Raw genomic sequence first — 16298 nt, 5'->3', positions numbered from 1 at the left:
GTCATAATGAGAATCCACCCTCTTATTGAAACGGCAAGACCGACTGTTTTCCTTTCCATAAGCTGGCGGATCCTCTATTATTTCCTTACCTATGACTATTTCTTACCTCTACTAACTGTATACCTTAAACAGCTTGCACCGCATTAACTGTAGTTAAGAAAGTAGAGAGAATTAAGAATGCTGATGTTGCACCTGGATCTTGGTTTCCTAATGATCTCTCCCCTAAACGGCTCGATCTTCCTCTCTTAGAAAGTAAATCTTTCGTAGATTCCATACCCTTTTCTCCGGAGGAAACCGCTTCCGTAAACGCTGCCATAAAGTCACCAGTTTGCTCAAATCGGCTCTTTAGGCTTTCTAAAGCAGGCTGCAGTGTATCAACCATTGTCTTATCGCCAACCTCTGCCTTTCCGCGTTCTTTAATTCCCTCAATAAAAGCTACCCAGAAGTCCTTCAAATCTTCGCCTGTCAGTTCTGATTTACCCTGAAATACCTTTGCCCCTTTTAGAAATCCTGTTGCGTATAGAGGTCCTACAGAGGAGCCTACTGCACTTAAGAATGTCCGGCCTGCAGTAATACAAACTCTTCCGCAATCCTGTTCTTCTCTTAGCTCATTACTTAACTTTTCATCAATAGCCTGCCAGCCGATTGACATCGTTACACCGTGGTCACCGTCACCAAGCTTTCTGTCCAGCTCTGATAAATAGTCTTTATTTTCTTCAATCACTTGAACTACATTCTTCAAAAAGGCTTTTAAGTCTGCTGCAGTAAACTTCATCTTATATTTCCTCCTTATTTCTGAACATACATTGGACAATCTGCTTGGTGGTCAACAAGCTCCGTTAGCTCATCATCTAACTTAATTAAAGTAACAGAACAACCGCCCATTTCTAATGATGTGCTATAATCCCCAACGTAAGAACGGTGAATTTCAATACCCTTTTCAGTAAGAATTTGCTCTACTCTTCTAAACATGATGTATAACTCCATACGTGTTGTGGAGCCTAAACCGTTTACAAGAACGGCTACCTTTTCCCCTTTTTCCAAAGGCATATCAGCTAGAATATCATTGACTAAACGATCCGCAACTTGATCAGCCGGTTGAAGCTCGCCTTTTTCAATTCCTGGCTCTCCATGATGACCAAGGCCGATTTCCATTTCATTTTCCTCAAGTTCAAAGCTTGGCTTTCCAGTCTGTGGAAGAGAGCAAGGCGTTAATCCTACACCCATTGTACGTGTATGGTCATTTGCTTTTTTCGCAACTCTTACTACTGCTTCTAAATCGTAGCCTTTCTCTGCTGCTGCACCAGCAGCCTTCGTTACAAAAAACTCACCCGCAATACCTCTGCGCTTTTCAATTTCTTCTTTCGGAGCAGATGCTACATCATCTGTTACTAATACCATTCCTACCTTAGTTCCATATTCTAAATCAGCTAAATCAGCTGCCATACCAAAGTTCATTACATCTCCAGCATAATTGCCGTATACGTACACAACACCGGCGCCTTTATCAATTGTTCTTGTCACTTCTAAGATTGGATCTGGCGGCGGAGAAGCAAAAATGTTACCGACAGCAACCCCGTCAGCCATCCCGTCTCCAACATATCCCATAAAAGCAGGTTCGTGACCAGAGCCGCCACCAATTAATACACCCACTTTTCCTTCGCGAGTTTCTTTGGCTGTTACAAGGGAGCGCTTATTCTCTGGTAACTGCTTTACATATTGGGGATACGCTTTCACGTAGCCCTCTATCATCTCATCTACGACGTTATTTGGATTATTAATAAGCTTTTTCATGTTAGACACTTGCTCCCTTCAGGAATTCTTGTTCTCTATCGCTAATTTGTTGAATTTTACGTCCAGAGTTTCCTCCAGTAAATTCTGATTCTAAGTATGTTTTTACAACAGCTTTAGCGAGTTCAATACCAATTACCTTAGCCCCCATTGTTAACACTTGTGCGTTATTACTTTTTTGAGCACGTTCGGCTGAATATACGTCGTGACACAAAGCTGCGCGAATTCCTGGTACCTTCCCAGCTGCGATTGCAACTCCTATACCAGTGCCGCAAACTAAAATTCCTCTTTCGATTTTGTTTGCATTAATATCGCTAGCAACTTGGAAAGCTACCTCAGGATAATCAATTTCGCTGCAAGAATCAGCACAACCGTAATCATACACCTCGTGACCTAATTCTTTTATATATTCTTTAATAGCTTCTTTCATTTCAAACGCATTGTGATCGGAGCCTAATCCAATTTTCATTATACATCCACCTTTCTGATTTTTCTAACTAGATTTTTGAAAGCTTATTTTTATAATCTTATTTTTTCATTTATTCTTAAAATTGTCAATTGATTATTTTCGTTTATTTTCGATATTTTTTGTTTGTGTTTTTATTTATCCATTTTTCAAAACAAAAACTTAGATATAAGAAAAGTAGACAAAGCCTGCCATTTTTGGCCTTGGGAGCTAGACATCGCCCCGAAAATTTATACTTTCTTATTTTGAAAGAAAACTCACCGATTGGCGAGCCTTGTTCCCCGGTAAAGACAGAGGCGTAGCCCTACTTATACTGCATTCCTAAAATTTCCGACTACGCCGAATTCACTTCTAGCTGGGAATTTATACTTTCTTACAGTGTAAAAAAAGAAGAGTAAATCAGCTGGATCGCTATATATCCCAACTGATTCCTCTCCTTATTTATCAATGAACATTTAATTGCTTGCAGCCTGCTTAATATTATTTAAATCATTGGATTGAGTTACCTTTCCAATCTTAGGAAGAGTAACAAATCTCATTAAAAGTGCACTAACTATATATAAAGCTGTATAGATCCAAATTACACCCACTGCACCAAGGCTGCCAATGAAAACGCCTACAATTGCAGGTCCAACAAATGTACTTAATCCTGCTCCAAGACTAAGAATTGACATTGCAGCACCCTTATTTTCAGGAGCTAATGAAGGAACGAGTGCAGATAACGGAACGTAGCCGGCTAAGCATGCTCCAAAGCCTGCAGCTGCAATCGTTGCTGCTATATAATTCGCTCCCATAAACGCTGGTACATAATAAAATGCTAGAGTAAAGAACGCACAGCCTACTCCACCAAACCACATAACCGTATTACGCCAGCCCAGCTTATCACCAACGATACCAAAAATTAAGTTAAACACAATATTGGTTGTCCAAAGTGCACCGTAAATTTGCAGCCATTCTGTCCGTGTAAATCCAGCATCCATCATATATGTTGGCATGAATACAACAAATCCGTATGCTCCTGCTGTATTAATTGTTCTTACAAGACCGCCTAATCCAACCTTTGGGATTTCAAACGCAATAGTAATCCCTTTTGTCAAGTATTTGAGAGCTTCCGCTTTCGTTTCAAACTTCTTATTATTTTTTTGACTCGCATCTTCTTTATTTAACAAAATCGCAATGGTAGCGCCTAACGCAACAAAGATTAATGCGCTCCAAAGTGTATGGATTTCACCTAAAATTGGAAGAGCAAAACTAGAATAGTAGGCACCTAACACATTTAAACCACCCGTAAATGCAAACCAAAACCAGCCCACTGCCGTACCAAGCTTGTCGCTTGGAGCATAGTATGTAATCCAAACCAAAAAGGAATACGCAAACAATGGATAACCAAGACCCCTAAGAGAATACGTAGGAATCATAATAGCAAGATTCATGCCTTTTATCCCAACTGTCAAGAAAGCCAATGTGCCAATTACAAATAAAGATAATCCAATAATCATTGCTTTTCGTGGTCCTAAAATTTCAGCAAGTACCCCAGATAGCCATGCTGCGATTGCAACCGCGAAACCGTATACAGAAAACAATAGGGCAGATTCTTGTACCGTTAAGCCATGATCCATTAAATAGGAAGAAAGCCATCCCTGCTCAAGACCGTCCCCCATCATAAAGATTAATACCCCAAACAAACCTAATGCCATTTTAGAATCCAAGCCTAGTTTTTGTAACACTCCATTCACGTGTCTTCCTCCTTTATACTTATTTCAGGAATAGTCTCCTGAGTATGCGCCGGAGACTATTCCTCACTTTACTGAGTTAAAGGTTTCTTATAGATTCGGATTTAAAACTACCTTTAATGATTGGGATCCATTTTTAACAAGCTGGAAGCCTTTTTCAAATTCTTCTAATGGCAATGTATGTGTTACAACTCCTTCTGTTGGGAGGTCACCATTTGCAATTCCTTTAATAACGTGCTCATAGCAATATGGGCCTAAGTGTGATCCTAATATATCTAGCTCTTTTCTATCACTGATAATACTCCAATCAACTGTAACTGGATCTTTAAATACGCTAAATTCTACGAATCTACCCAGCTTACGAATCATCGTTAAGCCTTGCTCAACTGATTTTTGCGCTCCAGTTGCTTCAATATAAATGTCACAGCCATAGCCATCTGTTAACTCTTTTACAATAGCGATTGCATCTTCTTTTGCTGGGTTGATAACCATGTCAGCACCGAATTTCTTTGCAAGCTCTAGACGATCTTCAAATAAATCCAACACAATTAATTTTCCTGGACCTGATTTTTTAATAGCTCCAATCATTCCAAGGCCGAGAGTTCCTGCTCCAGCAAGTACAACTACATCCCCAAGCTGAATTTGTGCACGCTGCACTGCGTGGAATGAACAAGCATACGGTTCAATTAGAATGGCTTTCTCGATTGGCAGGTCCTCTGGAACCTTATAGTTGATTGCTTCCTTCGTAAACTTCATATATTCAGCCATTGCACCATTTACATTGTTTTGGAATCCATATAAATCATGTTTTTCGCACATCCAATACTGACCACGGTTACAGAAGCGGCATTTCCAACAAGGAACAATTTGTTCAGAAATCACTCGATCTCCAATCGCAAATCCTTCTACTCCTTCACCCAATGCAACAACATGACCAATAAATTCATGTCCTGGAATCATCGGTGCTTTAATATAAGCCGGTTGTGTCGCATCTCCCCAGAAACTTGGAGCGCCTTCAAATGCTTTCAAATCCCCTGCACAAATTCCGCAAGCTTCAACCTTTACTAAGATTTCGCCTTCACCAATCTCTGGAACTGGGACTTCTTCCAATCGATAATCACCAGGTGTATAGGCTACTACAGCTTTCATTGTTTTTGGAATAGTAACCTGATTAGGATCTTGATTTGTGACAGTAATTGGACACATAATATATCTCTCCCTTGTTTAATAAGATGCTTTGCTTTTTAAATTCTTTGAGTTAGGTTTTACGTGAACCTGCACTTCCAATTATGAGTAGTAGGATAAAAAGAATTCAACCCCTACCCTTCAGATAACGCTTACATTTGCGATAGTGAAAGGTTTAATAAATCTATCCCCCTCCTTATAATCTAACACCAAGTATAAGCACACATTCTACATGATCACCTTACTCCTTCTTGTTGTTTTCTTTCGTTAGATGATTTATTGTTTTCATTATATTACACTTTTTATCGTTTAGTCAATTTATTTTTTCGTTATCTTTCGTTTTATTTTCGTTTATTTTTTATTATTAAATAATTTACATTATATCTAATAAGTGTTGTAATATTATTATAAATGAAAATCCGTTTTTGTTTATTGTTGTTTAATATCAAATTTTGTAATTATACCTTATAAAACGAAAAATACATTAACAAAATACACATACACGAGGGTGAGACTCATGAGAAAAATGTTTGCTCCAGAAAGACAAAAGATTATAATGGAAAAATTAAACGAACAACAAAGAATCATCATAAAGGATCTCTCAAGAGAAATAAACGTATCGGAAGCTACCTTAAGAACAGACCTGACTAAAATGGAGGAAGAAGGCCTCCTCAAAAGGACACACGGCGGAGCTATTCTGCCAGATGATATAGATAACGAAACTAGCTTCTCCACACGGGAACAAAAAAATAGGGATGAAAAATCTGCCATTGCAAAAAAAGCGGCAGAATTACTTTCCCCGGGCCAATGTATCATGTTAGACGCAAGCTCGACAGCTCTGGAACTTGCCCGTTATCTGAGAGATATGCAAATTCGCCTAACTGTCGTTACAAGCGGAATTAACACCGCCCTTGAATTGCATGATCATCCCGATATTACGGTTATCCTACTAGGCGGAATTGTCAAAAAGGGCTCCTATTCCCTAGAGGGAAGCTTAGGTATAAATATTTTAAGCCAAATTAATATCGACTTGATGTTTACATCAGCCAATGGCTTTTCATTCGAATCTGGCTTAACTGATTTCAGCGTATATGAAGTAGAGCTAAAAAAGGCTATGGTCAATGCCGCAAATCGGGTAGTTGCCTTGCTTGATCATACTAAAATCAACAAAAATTCTATTGCTTCATTTGCTTCAATTGACCAAGTAGACACCATTATAACTGACTATGCAATGCAGGATAATCTTCTAAAGAAATTTAAAGAACACAACATCGATGTAAAGGTAGTAGCAATTTACTGAGACGTTCTTTGCTTCCTTCATTAAAGATTATCTTCAACCAAAACATCCCTCCCCATATAACTGGAAGAGGGATATTTTTTATAGTAAAGTGCTTCTACGCATGTATCAATTCATACAAAATCATATTTTGTCATAACCGTTGTTGCCATATCTTGATTTATAGGGGACTAAATTCCATTGCTATACCCCATTCGCAGCCCCATCACTCCGCGGATCTACCCCACCATGCAGAAACCCTTGCTCATCTATCAAAATTGCATTTGCGTGCCCCATTGCCTGATCCAGATCATGAACCCGTTTTACTAGGTGACCCGCCGCCTGCAGCGCTGCTGTAACCTCCTTGGAAATCCGCCCCTCTATTTTCAGCTCCTGTGTGGCTTCTCCCCATGTTCTTCCCCAGACAAACCGAGGTTCACTAATGGCTTGCTGCGGATTCATTCCATAATCTAGCATTCTTGTAATTATAACTGTTTGTGTTTGCGGCTGCCCCTCTCCCCCTTGCGTGCCATATAACACATAAGGCTTATCATCCTTAAAGGCCATTGCTGGCATTAACGTATGGAAGCTTCGTTTCCGAGGCTCTAAGCAGTTGACATGATTCGGGTCTATTGAAAAGAAGGAGCCGCGATTTTGCATAAGAATGCCCGTGTCCCCTGCAACGATCCCAGAGCCAAATTCAAAATAAAGACTTTGAATAAATGATACTGCATTACCCTCCTCATCAACTACAGCCGCATGGGCTGTGTCACTTCCAATTGGCTGTGTCGTGATATCCCGCACCTTTTGGAGGCTGATGGATTGGGCCATTTCTTTTGCATATGTCTTGCTTAATAGCCTCTCAAGAGGAATGGAAGCAAAATTAGGATCTGTTAAGAATGCGTTTCGATCCTCAAAGCTCCGTTTCAGTGCTTCTACTAGCAGATGATAGTATTCATAGGAGCCGTGTGGAATTGTCTTAAGATCATAGTTCTCTAAAATATTTAATGCCATTAAACCAACAAAGCCTTGTGAATTTGGCGGCACCTGCATGATATTATAGCCACGATAGGTAGAGGATATTGGCTCTGTCCAGCTCCCCTTGTGCGCTGCAAAATCCTCCATCTCCAGCAATCCGCCCTTTTCTTGCAGACCCGCTACAATCCGCCTCGCTAGTTCGCCCTTATAAAAGGAATCCCTTCCCTGCTCGGCAAGAGCTTTTAATGTGTTAGCTAAGCCTTTTTGAATAAACTTCTCATTTATGCGCGGAGCCCGACCATTCGGCAAGAAAATAGCTGCTGTTTCAGGATACTGAGCCAATACGTCCATAGTATGCAATGTGTTAACATGCTGATTTTTTGAAAAAGGAAAGCCAGACTCTGCATACGTAATCGCAGGCTCCAAGACATCGCTGAGGGAAAGACGGCCATACTCCCGTAATACAGCATCCCAGCTATCAACCATGCCCGGAACGGTAATGGCACTTTTGATCCCGCGAGTTGGAATCGAAGAAAAACCAGCAAAGGACTCCCTTGTTACCTTATACCCTGATCTCCCGCTGCCATTATATGCTCGCGCCTTATGATCCTTCTTATTGTACAGCAGCCAAAATGAATCTCCCCCAAGCCCTGTCATATGCGGATAGACAACTGCGAGGCAGGCACTTACTGCCACTGCTGCGTCAAAGGCATTTCCCCCTTTTTGTAAAATCCTCTGTCCTGCCGCGGAAGCCAAGTAATGCGGGCTGACAACCATTGTTTTCGTTCCAACCATAGCTTCATTCATACCGCATGTTCCTCCCCTGTTTTATGATCTTTATTTATCCCTAATATAGAGCGATCATCTCTATTTATTCCTTTATCGGTAAACATAAACAGAATCGCTCCGACAATCAATAAAGCTCCTGATAGGTAAAAACCAAATTCCAAACTTCCTGTTACATCAGCAAAATAGCCTGTAATGTATGGTGCAAAGATAGATGACAGCATACCGCTAAAATTAAAGAACCCATATACCTTGGAATACATTGACGATGGTGTGATATCGGCAATATAGGAAATAAGAACTGGATCCAGCGCAAGCTTTCCAAGTAATCCATACAATACTAAACCGACAATCATCAGCGAGTAATTTTCTGTATACGGAATTACAAGCTGACAAATGGCTCCGGCTAAGGCTAAACCAATAATAAGCGGCTTCTTGCTTTTGATTTTATCTGAGATGAACCCAAAGAAGATCGCACCTGGTATAGAAGCCCATGGTACCAAGGAAGAGATGATACCTGTTTGTGAGCCATCCACACCTCTTGCGGTTTGCAGGTAGTACGGAAGCCAAGTTAGCATTCCGAAAAAGCCATATAGAGAACAAAAAATGATGATATAGACGAAAATGTGGTTTTTTGTGAATAAAAGCTTTAAATTCCCCTTCTCTTGTTGTTGCACATGCTGCTTCTCATTTCCTCCCTGACTATCACGGACAAATAAACCAATTAAAATCGCAATTACGATGGTTGGAATTGCAAATAGGTAAAATGAGAACTGCCAGCCTTTATCTAATGTATATGTAAAATAACTAGCGGAAATAAAACCAAGTGAAATCCCAAATGCCATACCGCTATTGATAAGAGCTGATACAATACCACGGTACTTTTTAGGAGTTAAGTTAGAAGAAATACCGTATTGAGAGCCGTAATATGTCCCTTCTCCTAATCCCGTTAAAGCCCGCATCATCAGAAACATGACAAAGGTGGCAGCCGTACCGCTCAGATAAGTAGCAACACCAAATAAAATGTATCCAGTCACCAACACCTTCACTCGGCCAAATTTGTCAGCTAAAAATCCAGTTGGAATCTGCATAAACGCGTATGCAGCAAAAAAGACAGTGGACATAAGTCCCAGGTGCGCCTTGTCTAAATTCCATTGCTGTCCAATCTCCCCCATCACCGGTGACAAAATATTGCGGTCAGCATACATAAACACCCACCCTAAAAAGAATAGGAAAATGACCACAGCAGGATGTGTTTTCTTCATCGCTTTCACTCCTTACGTTTTTTGGAAATGATGAGCTCATTATATAAACACATTTTCCACCCTGCTGTATTCTCGGAAGATTTTCTTACACACTTTCTTTCGTTTCGAAATTATAATCACTCATTTTTATTGATTAAGAACAAAAAAATGTTAATATAATTACAAATAGATCAATATTTATCAAATATGATTACGAAAGGAAAGGTGAGTTTTTTGTCATCTGACTATCATGTTCCAAATCTGGTTTTAGACGAACTAGACAAGAAGATTCTGTCCCGGCTTCATGAAAACAGCCGTCTCTCCTACACAGATTTAGGAAAGGAAATTGGAATATCACGTGTAGCAGTACAGTCTCGTATTAACAATTTGATGGAAAAGGGAGTAATCGAAAAATTTACGACCGTTATCAATCCAACCAAAATTGGAATTCACGTATCTGCTTTTTTTAGCGTGGAGGTAGAGCCGCAGCATTTAGAGGCGGTAGCTGATCGGCTAGCTGAGGAGCATGCGGTTACAAGCCTATATCATATGACAGGACCAAGCAAATTGCATATGCATGGGATTTTTACTGATAATCAGGAAATGGAGACTTTTTTAACAACAAAGCTGTACCCTCTTCAAGGGGTAGTAAGCGTCGACTGTCAGATTTTAATTAAGCGCTATAAAAGCCGTATGGGAATGAAGTTATAGACGAATGGGGGAAGAAAGGTGAAAGGTTCATATAAGGAGCTTACACTGGCGATGCTTCGCACAGGTATATTCGGGTTTGGCGGCGGTCCTTCGGTTATTCCGTTAATCCGCCATGAGGCCGTTTCTCGTTACCGCTGGCTGGAGGATGATGAATTTGGTGAAGTTTTGGCAATCGCCAATGCTTTACCCGGACCAATTGCAACAAAAATGGCAGCTTACTTAGGGTATAAACAAAAAGGAGTATTGGGCGCCTTTACTGGTGTGCTGGCACATATTTTGCCAACGTGTTTGGCGATGATTCTGCTTCTCACAGCTGTAAATGTCCTGAGCTACTCAAAAGCTGTGGGCGGTATGATTGCAGCGGTGATGCCGGTAATTGCAGTCATGCTTGGGCTCATGGCCTATGAGTTTGCGGAAAAGGCTGTGAAGGGCTTAGGGAAATGGCTTGGCGGGCTTTGTTTTATCATTTCCTTTTTACTGCTGCAGGTGATTTCCATCCATCCTGCCATTGTCATTGTCATATTTCTCGCATATGGGGCTGTTCACTTCAAGCTCAAGGATAAAAGTAAGCATAACAAATCAAAAGGCAAGGAGATGTCGGTATGACTGATTGGATTAATATATTGATAGGCTTCTTCCTTGCAAATGTACTTGGCTATGGCGGAGGACCAGCTTCCATTCCTCTTATGTATGCAGAGATTGTAACCCATCATCATTGGTTAACCAATACAGAATTTTCAAATATGCTGGCACTTGGAAACGCATTGCCAGGACCAATTGCAACCAAAATTGCTGCATATGTTGGCTATGATGTCTATGGATGGTGGGGCTTCTTTGTTGCTTTATTCGCGACTGTTTTTCCATCGGCTCTTGCGCTTATCCTTTTATTAAAGGTTATCCAGCGCCATCGCCAGTCCCTCATCGTAAAAGGAATGACTCTACTTGTTCAGCCTGTCATTGCGATTATGATGGCCGTCCTAACCTGGCAAATGATGAAGGATGCTGCCCTATCCATCGGAATATGGCAATCACTCATTATTGCGCTTATTGCTTTGCTGGCGCTAACAAAATGGAAGGTTCATCCTGCCCTACTTATCGTTGCTGCCTTTACATACGGTGGGCTGATTCTTCCACATTTGTAGTTTACATGCAAAAAAGCCAAGAAAAATTAATTTTTCTTGGCTTTTTTCATGAATACATGAGTTTTTGTAAAGAATAAATTTTGGCTGAGAAATTTATTCTTTGGGGGAAAATCAATATGAATGAAAATCGGATCAAATTAACTTCATCTGAAATTGCTGCGATTTGGACATCTTACATCAATAATAGTATGGCCAAATGTATTTTAAGCTATTTTCTGAAAGATGTAGAAGATGAAGATATTCGACCTATTGTTCAATTTATTTATGATACCGCAATTACTAATTTAGAAAAGCTTACTCATTTGTTTAAAGAAGAGGCTTTACCTATGCCGATAGGTTTCACAAGTGAAGATGTTAATATGAATGCTCCTCGTCTATATACGGATATGTTTATGCTTACATACCTTAACCATATGGCAAAGGTTGGTTTACTTACATACAGTGGTTATATTAGTATAAGCGCACGTAAAGATGTAAGAACCCATTTTATAAAAGGTCTTGAGAAATTATCCGAGTTATATGATAGAAGCTCTGATGTGGCTCTATCAAAGGGTATATTTGTTAGAGCTCCTTATATTTCCTATCCAACAACAACCGATTATGTTGATAGCAAAAAATATTTAAGCGGGTTTTCTCTCTTTAGTAAAGAAAGACCGTTAAATGCTATTGAGATCTCTCATCTTTTCATGAATATGCAAACCAACTTAATAGGATCAAAATTGGCAATTAGCTTTGCCCAAACCTCGCCCATAGAAAACATTCAGCAATGGATGTTACGAGGAAGAGACATCTCTAAAAAACATGTAAAACTCTTCATTGCTATCCTTATGGATAACGATATACAACCGCCTATGTCGTCCGATAGCTCTATAACCGATTCGACAATTCCGCCCTTTTCTGATAAATTGACCATGTTTCATATGACACTGTTAAGTACTTCAGGTATGGGAAACTATGCGACTGCAGCTGCAGCGAGCCAGCGAAGCGACTTAATAACCAATTATGAGCGGCTATCACTTGAAATAGGACAATATGCTAAGGATGGTGCAAATATTATGATTCAAAATAGCTGGCTAGAGCAACCACCTGGGACACTAGATAAAGAAGCGTTGACGAAAAAAAAGAACCTATCATAGCTTTTCACAAACATCACACTGAGAAATGACAAGCTTTCCAGTGTGATGTTTCTTTTTCCTAATCAACAGTTAAACTTTCTCCAAGTAATCTTATGTGAACAAGGGTGTCCGAAAAGATAGCGCACATGGCTAACCTTTTCGGACACCCTCACAGTCCAACAATTATTTGGTAAAACGGTATACAATTGCCTCATATGGGCGAAGGTTACTATGCTTATAATCTTGAGCAGGGTCTGCATAATTAGAAATCAACACTTCGCTGTTCCAGCCTTCAAAGCTGACCTCTTCTGGCAATACCCATTCTGCTCCCTCACTGTAATAGTTGCTGACCGTCAACAATACCTCATCCTCCGTACGACGTATATACGCCCAAACCCGTGGATGATCTGCCAGCAGCAGCTCATAATTGCCATACGTAATAACATCGTATTGCTTTCGAAGTTCAATGAGCTTTTTATAATAATGTAAAATGGAATCAGGATCCTTGACCGCTTCTTCTGTATTAATATCCTTGTAATTGGAAGCTGCTGCAATCCAAGGCGTTCCTGATGTGAAGCCCGCGTTTTCAGTAGCATCCCACTGCATTGGCGTACGTGAATTGTCTCTGGATTTTTGCTGGATCGCGGCCATAATATCCTCATGGCTCATGCCTTGCTCCCGCTTTAATTTATAGATATTTAATGTTTCTACATCACGGTAGTCATCAATCGAATTGAAGCCTGGGTTTGTCATGCCAATTTCTTCGCCTTGATAAATGTAAGGAGTCCCCTGCAGCATATGCAAGGAGGTTGCCAGCATTTTTGCTGATTCCTTTCGATATATCGTGTCGTTGCCAAACCGAGAAACAATACGCGGCTGGTCATGGTTGCACCAGAAGATGGCATTCCAGCCTCCTCCATCATACATCCCCCTCTGCCATGTTGACATAATGTCTTTCAGCTGCAAGAAATCAAAGTCCGCTTTTGTCCATTTGTCTCCATTCGGGTAATCTACCTTTAAGTGATGGAAACTAAACGTCATACTTAGCTCTTTTCGGTCTGGGTTTGAATACTTGATGCAGTTATCAATCGTTGTAGAAGACATCTCACCGACCGTAATAATATCTGTGCCTGCAAATACTTCCTCATGCATCTCTTGCAGGAATTCATGCACACGCGGACCGTCAGTATAATATTTACGCCCATCATTCATTGCGCCCTCTGCTGTGTCATTCGGAAAGCTTTGATCCTTTGAGATTAGATTGATAACATCAAGTCGAAAGCCAGTCACCCCTTTTTCCGCCCAAAACGCCATCATTTTATATACTTCCTTGCGCAGCTCTTCATTTTCCCAATTTAAATCTGCTTGTGTAGTATCAAACAAATGAAGGTAATACTGTCCGGTTATTTCATCATACTTCCAAGCAGATCCGCCGAATTTGGATTCCCAATTCGTTGGCTCGTCACGCCAGATGTAAAAATTGCGGTATGGGTTGTCCTTGCTCTTTTTCGACTCTTGAAACCATTTATGCTCCGTTGAGCTATGATTCACGACGATATCCATCATAATGCCGATATTTCGCTTTTTGGATTCCTCAAGAAGCTCTTCGAACTCTTCCATCGTACCGTAGCTTTCATCAATTCCATAATAATCACTTACATCATAGCCATTATCATTTTGCGGCGATTCATAAATCGGAGTTAACCAAATATAATCGACTCCTAAAAAGGAAAGATAGTCCAATTTTTCGATAATCCCTTTTATATCTCCTGTTGCACCACCATTATGACTGCGAAAGCTTTTCGGATAAATTTGATATACTACAGACTTTTTCCAGTCCTGTTTCATTTTTTCCACCACCATTTGTTATTGAAGCAGACATTTTTTACTCATGTCATCGCCTCTAAAATTTCCGACTACGTCGGTTCACCTCTAGCCGGAAATTTATACCTTCTTACAGTGCAAGATACCACTATGAGCAACTTGTCCGCTAATAGTGATATCACTGCATAAGCAGCACTAGGAGGCTGTGCAAGTGACAGGCTCCGAATGATGCATAGATTATTTTTCCTTACGCAGTTTTCCAAGGATTATAGTTAATACGAATGGTACAACTAACACGATTACCATACCGATGAAAAACGCTCCCCATTTTTCCGGGAAAATGGATAAGAATCCAGGTAAACCGCCCACACCAATGGATGCAGCTTTTACACCTTGAAGTGAAATAAACATACCCGCAAGCGCGGAGCCAATGACAGCTGAAATAAAGGCATAGCGGAATCGTAGGTTTACACCAAACATAGCCGGTTCTGTAATACCAAGATAAGCAGAGACAGCAGACGTTGCGGATAAGCTCTTTAATTTCTCATCCTTTACTACGAACATCATAGCCAATGCAGCCGTACCTTGCGCAATATTTGACAAAGCGACCATTGGCCATAAGAATGTACCTCCTGTGCTTCCAATTAACTGCAGGTCCACCGCCAAAAACGTATGGTGCATCCCTGTAATAACGAGCGGTGCGTAAAGTCCCCCGTAAATAAGTCCGCCTAAAAGCGGCGCCACCTCGAAAATACCTACTACTGCATTTGTAATGACGTTGCCAATCGCAAATGTGATTGGTCCAATTACGATAAATGAAAGAAAGCCAGTTAGTAATAACGCGATCGGTGCTACAAGCAATAGCTGGAATGCATCTGCGATACGCTTCCTTAGAAATTTTTCAATCGTAGCTAACACATAAGAAGCAAGTAATACCGGCAATACCTGACCTTGATAACCAACCTTTTGGACGTCCAGACCAAATAAATTCCATTTCGGGATTTCCTTTGCCGCTCCATATCCCCATGCGTTGAGAAGATCAGGATGGACGAGCATTAAACCAAGAACGATCCCCAATAGCGGACTTCCGCCAAATCTATTGACAGCGGACCAACCAATCAAGCCTGGCAAAAATACAAACGCCGTATTCGCAATTAAGTTAATAATGCTGGCAAAGTCCTTCCATTGCGGATAGACATCGACTAACGCCTTCTTATCAAAGAAAATGCCAGGTCCGGTCAAGATATTATTAATCCCCATCAGCAAACCTGCTGTTACAATGGCTGGCAAAATTGGAATAAAGATATCTGCCAATGTTTTAATCGCACGCTGCAGCGGATTCAATTTTTTAGCCGCTTCATCCTTTATTTCTTGCTTACTAGCTTGAGAGATTCCTGTCATCCCAACCATTTCGTTATACACTTTATCAACGGTCCCCTGCCCGATAACAACCTGGAACTGACCGTTTGTAGAGAAGGAACCTTTAACTAAATCAATCTGCTCTAATGCCTCTTTATCTACTTTACTCTCATCCTTTAAAGCAAAGCGCAAACGAGTTACACAGTGAGTCGCAGCAGCAATGTTTTCTTTACCGCCAACATGAACAAGTATCTCTTCAGCAACCTGACGATGTTTATCGCTCATTATTAATCCTCCCTTATATTAGAAACGCCTTAGATAGCGTTTACATGTAGCGTTTACAGTTTTCATCTTAACTTATATATACGAGTTAGTCAACACTTATATATACGAGTTATCTGTTGTTTTAACCAATCCCCATTATCTTCAATAAAAGGTATATATTCACTTCGTAAAGCATGTATGGGTTCATTTATGAGCATAGCGGTTGGAGAAGATATCCGAGGTTCTGCAAGTACCTTGAAGTGGGCCGGCACAAACCGTGAAGATGAGAGAATTGAGATCCAGGGTGATAGAAAGGCTAAAGTAACGCCCAATTTATGGCACACCCATCCGGCCTAGACGAACGCGCGGAAGCAAACGTTTATCGTATAGCCAAACCGAATGAGATCTATGTCCTAACAAATGA

14 protein-coding genes are annotated in these 16298 nt (G+C 40.6%); 5 read left to right on the top strand and 9 right to left on the bottom strand.

Going from position 1 to position 16298, the window contains the following annotated elements; all coding sequences use genetic code 11:
* Positions 1–124: 124 nt before the first annotated feature.
* The 5 genes from dhaL to EP737_RS08055 all read right to left on the bottom strand — a co-directional run bounded on the left by dhaL (position 125) and on the right by EP737_RS08055 (position 5196).
* Complete coding sequence (dhaL, locus tag EP737_RS08075; protein WP_129727459.1) at positions 125–775, bottom strand: dihydroxyacetone kinase subunit DhaL; 651 nt, start codon at positions 773–775, stop codon at positions 125–127.
* A 14-nt stretch (positions 776–789) separates the two neighbouring features.
* Positions 790–1794 carry a dihydroxyacetone kinase subunit DhaK gene (locus tag EP737_RS08070; RefSeq protein ID WP_129727458.1) on the bottom strand — a complete coding sequence of 335 codons (1005 nt, stop codon included), beginning with the start codon at positions 1792–1794 and terminating at the stop codon, positions 790–792.
* 1 nt (position 1795) lies between these two features.
* Complete coding sequence (gene rpiB, locus EP737_RS08065) at positions 1796–2260, bottom strand: ribose 5-phosphate isomerase B (protein ID WP_129727457.1); 465 nt, start codon at positions 2258–2260, stop codon at positions 1796–1798.
* Between the two features lie 452 nt (positions 2261–2712).
* Positions 2713–3993, bottom strand: a complete 1281-nt coding sequence (locus EP737_RS08060; RefSeq protein WP_281278880.1) for an MFS transporter — start codon at positions 3991–3993, stop codon at positions 2713–2715.
* 87 nt (positions 3994–4080) lie between these two features.
* Positions 4081–5196 (bottom strand): MDR/zinc-dependent alcohol dehydrogenase-like family protein, encoded by a 1116-nt coding sequence (locus EP737_RS08055; protein ID WP_129727456.1) that lies wholly within the window; start codon positions 5194–5196, stop codon positions 4081–4083.
* A gap of 496 nt (positions 5197–5692) precedes the next feature.
* Here EP737_RS08055 and EP737_RS08050 point away from each other — a divergent pair, with 496 nt between their 5' ends.
* A complete protein-coding gene (locus tag EP737_RS08050; protein ID WP_205650899.1) occupies positions 5693–6475 on the top strand; it encodes a DeoR/GlpR family DNA-binding transcription regulator in 783 nt (260 codons plus the stop codon).
* Between the two features lie 180 nt (positions 6476–6655).
* Here EP737_RS08050 and ggt read toward each other — a convergent pair whose 3' ends face one another.
* Both ggt and EP737_RS08040 read right to left on the bottom strand, forming a co-directional pair.
* Positions 6656–8236 (bottom strand): gamma-glutamyltransferase, encoded by a 1581-nt coding sequence (ggt, locus tag EP737_RS08045; protein WP_129727455.1) that lies wholly within the window; start codon positions 8234–8236, stop codon positions 6656–6658.
* Complete coding sequence (locus tag EP737_RS08040) at positions 8233–9480, bottom strand: MFS transporter (RefSeq protein ID WP_129727454.1); 1248 nt, start codon at positions 9478–9480, stop codon at positions 8233–8235. Before EP737_RS08040 ends, ggt begins: the two co-directional genes overlap by 4 nt.
* 186 nt (positions 9481–9666) lie before the next feature.
* On the opposite strand from EP737_RS08040, the gene chrS reads away from it, so the two are divergent.
* The 4 genes from chrS to EP737_RS08020 all read left to right on the top strand — a co-directional run bounded on the left by chrS (position 9667) and on the right by EP737_RS08020 (position 12448).
* Entirely contained in the window at positions 9667–10170 is a 504-nt protein-coding gene (gene chrS, locus EP737_RS08035; RefSeq protein ID WP_425455866.1) for a chromate efflux transcriptional regulator ChrS, read from the top strand.
* A gap of 18 nt (positions 10171–10188) precedes the next feature.
* Positions 10189–10776 (top strand): chromate efflux transporter ChrB, encoded by a 588-nt coding sequence (gene chrB / locus EP737_RS08030; protein ID WP_281278879.1) that lies wholly within the window; start codon positions 10189–10191, stop codon positions 10774–10776.
* On the top strand, positions 10773–11312 hold the full coding sequence (gene chrA / locus EP737_RS08025) for a chromate efflux transporter ChrA (protein WP_129727452.1): 540 nt from the start codon (positions 10773–10775) through the stop codon (positions 11310–11312). Before chrB ends, chrA begins: the two co-directional genes overlap by 4 nt.
* Positions 11313–11428: 116 nt before the next feature.
* The gene (locus EP737_RS08020; RefSeq protein ID WP_129727451.1) at positions 11429–12448 is read left to right on the top strand and encodes a DUF3231 family protein; all 1020 of its coding nucleotides are present in this window, start codon (positions 11429–11431) and stop codon (positions 12446–12448) included.
* 162 nt (positions 12449–12610) lie between these two features.
* Here the strand turns inward: EP737_RS08020 and treC are convergent, their stop codons facing one another.
* Both treC and treP read right to left on the bottom strand, forming a co-directional pair.
* Positions 12611–14275: an alpha,alpha-phosphotrehalase gene (gene treC / locus EP737_RS08015; protein WP_129727450.1), complete on the bottom strand. Its 1665-nt coding sequence runs from the start codon at positions 14273–14275 to the stop codon at positions 12611–12613.
* Positions 14276–14488: 213 nt separating this feature from the next.
* The gene (gene treP / locus EP737_RS08010) at positions 14489–15895 is read right to left on the bottom strand and encodes a PTS system trehalose-specific EIIBC component (protein ID WP_129727449.1); all 1407 of its coding nucleotides are present in this window, start codon (positions 15893–15895) and stop codon (positions 14489–14491) included.
* Positions 15896–16298: the final 403 nt, after the last annotated feature.

Source organism: Ectobacillus funiculus, assembly GCF_004138295.1.
Lineage (GTDB): Bacteria > Bacillota > Bacilli > Bacillales > Bacillaceae_G > Ectobacillus > Ectobacillus funiculus.
Note: the sequence above shows the minus strand (reverse complement) of the source record. Positions and strands in the feature narration are given on the sequence as shown.

Coding starts and splice junctions, on each gene's coding strand:
- dhaL (WP_129727459.1), bottom strand. CDS start 775: ATGAAGTTTACTGCAGCAGACTTAAAAGCCTTTTTGAAGAATGTAGTT.
- EP737_RS08070 (WP_129727458.1), bottom strand. CDS start 1,794: ATGAAAAAGCTTATTAATAATCCAAATAACGTCGTAGATGAGATGATA.
- rpiB (WP_129727457.1), bottom strand. CDS start 2,260: ATGAAAATTGGATTAGGCTCCGATCACAATGCGTTTGAAATGAAAGAA.
- EP737_RS08055 (WP_129727456.1), bottom strand. CDS start 5,196: ATGTGTCCAATTACTGTCACAAATCAAGATCCTAATCAGGTTACTATT.
- EP737_RS08050 (WP_205650899.1), top strand. CDS start 5,693: ATGAGAAAAATGTTTGCTCCAGAAAGACAAAAGATTATAATGGAAAAA.
- ggt (WP_129727455.1), bottom strand. CDS start 8,236: ATGAATGAAGCTATGGTTGGAACGAAAACAATGGTTGTCAGCCCGCAT.
- EP737_RS08040 (WP_129727454.1), bottom strand. CDS start 9,480: ATGAAGAAAACACATCCTGCTGTGGTCATTTTCCTATTCTTTTTAGGG.
- chrS (WP_425455866.1), top strand. CDS start 9,667: ATGATTACGAAAGGAAAGGTGAGTTTTTTGTCATCTGACTATCATGTT.
- chrA (WP_129727452.1), top strand. CDS start 10,773: ATGACTGATTGGATTAATATATTGATAGGCTTCTTCCTTGCAAATGTA.
- EP737_RS08020 (WP_129727451.1), top strand. CDS start 11,429: ATGAATGAAAATCGGATCAAATTAACTTCATCTGAAATTGCTGCGATT.
- treC (WP_129727450.1), bottom strand. CDS start 14,275: ATGAAACAGGACTGGAAAAAGTCTGTAGTATATCAAATTTATCCGAAA.
- treP (WP_129727449.1), bottom strand. CDS start 15,895: ATGAGCGATAAACATCGTCAGGTTGCTGAAGAGATACTTGTTCATGTT.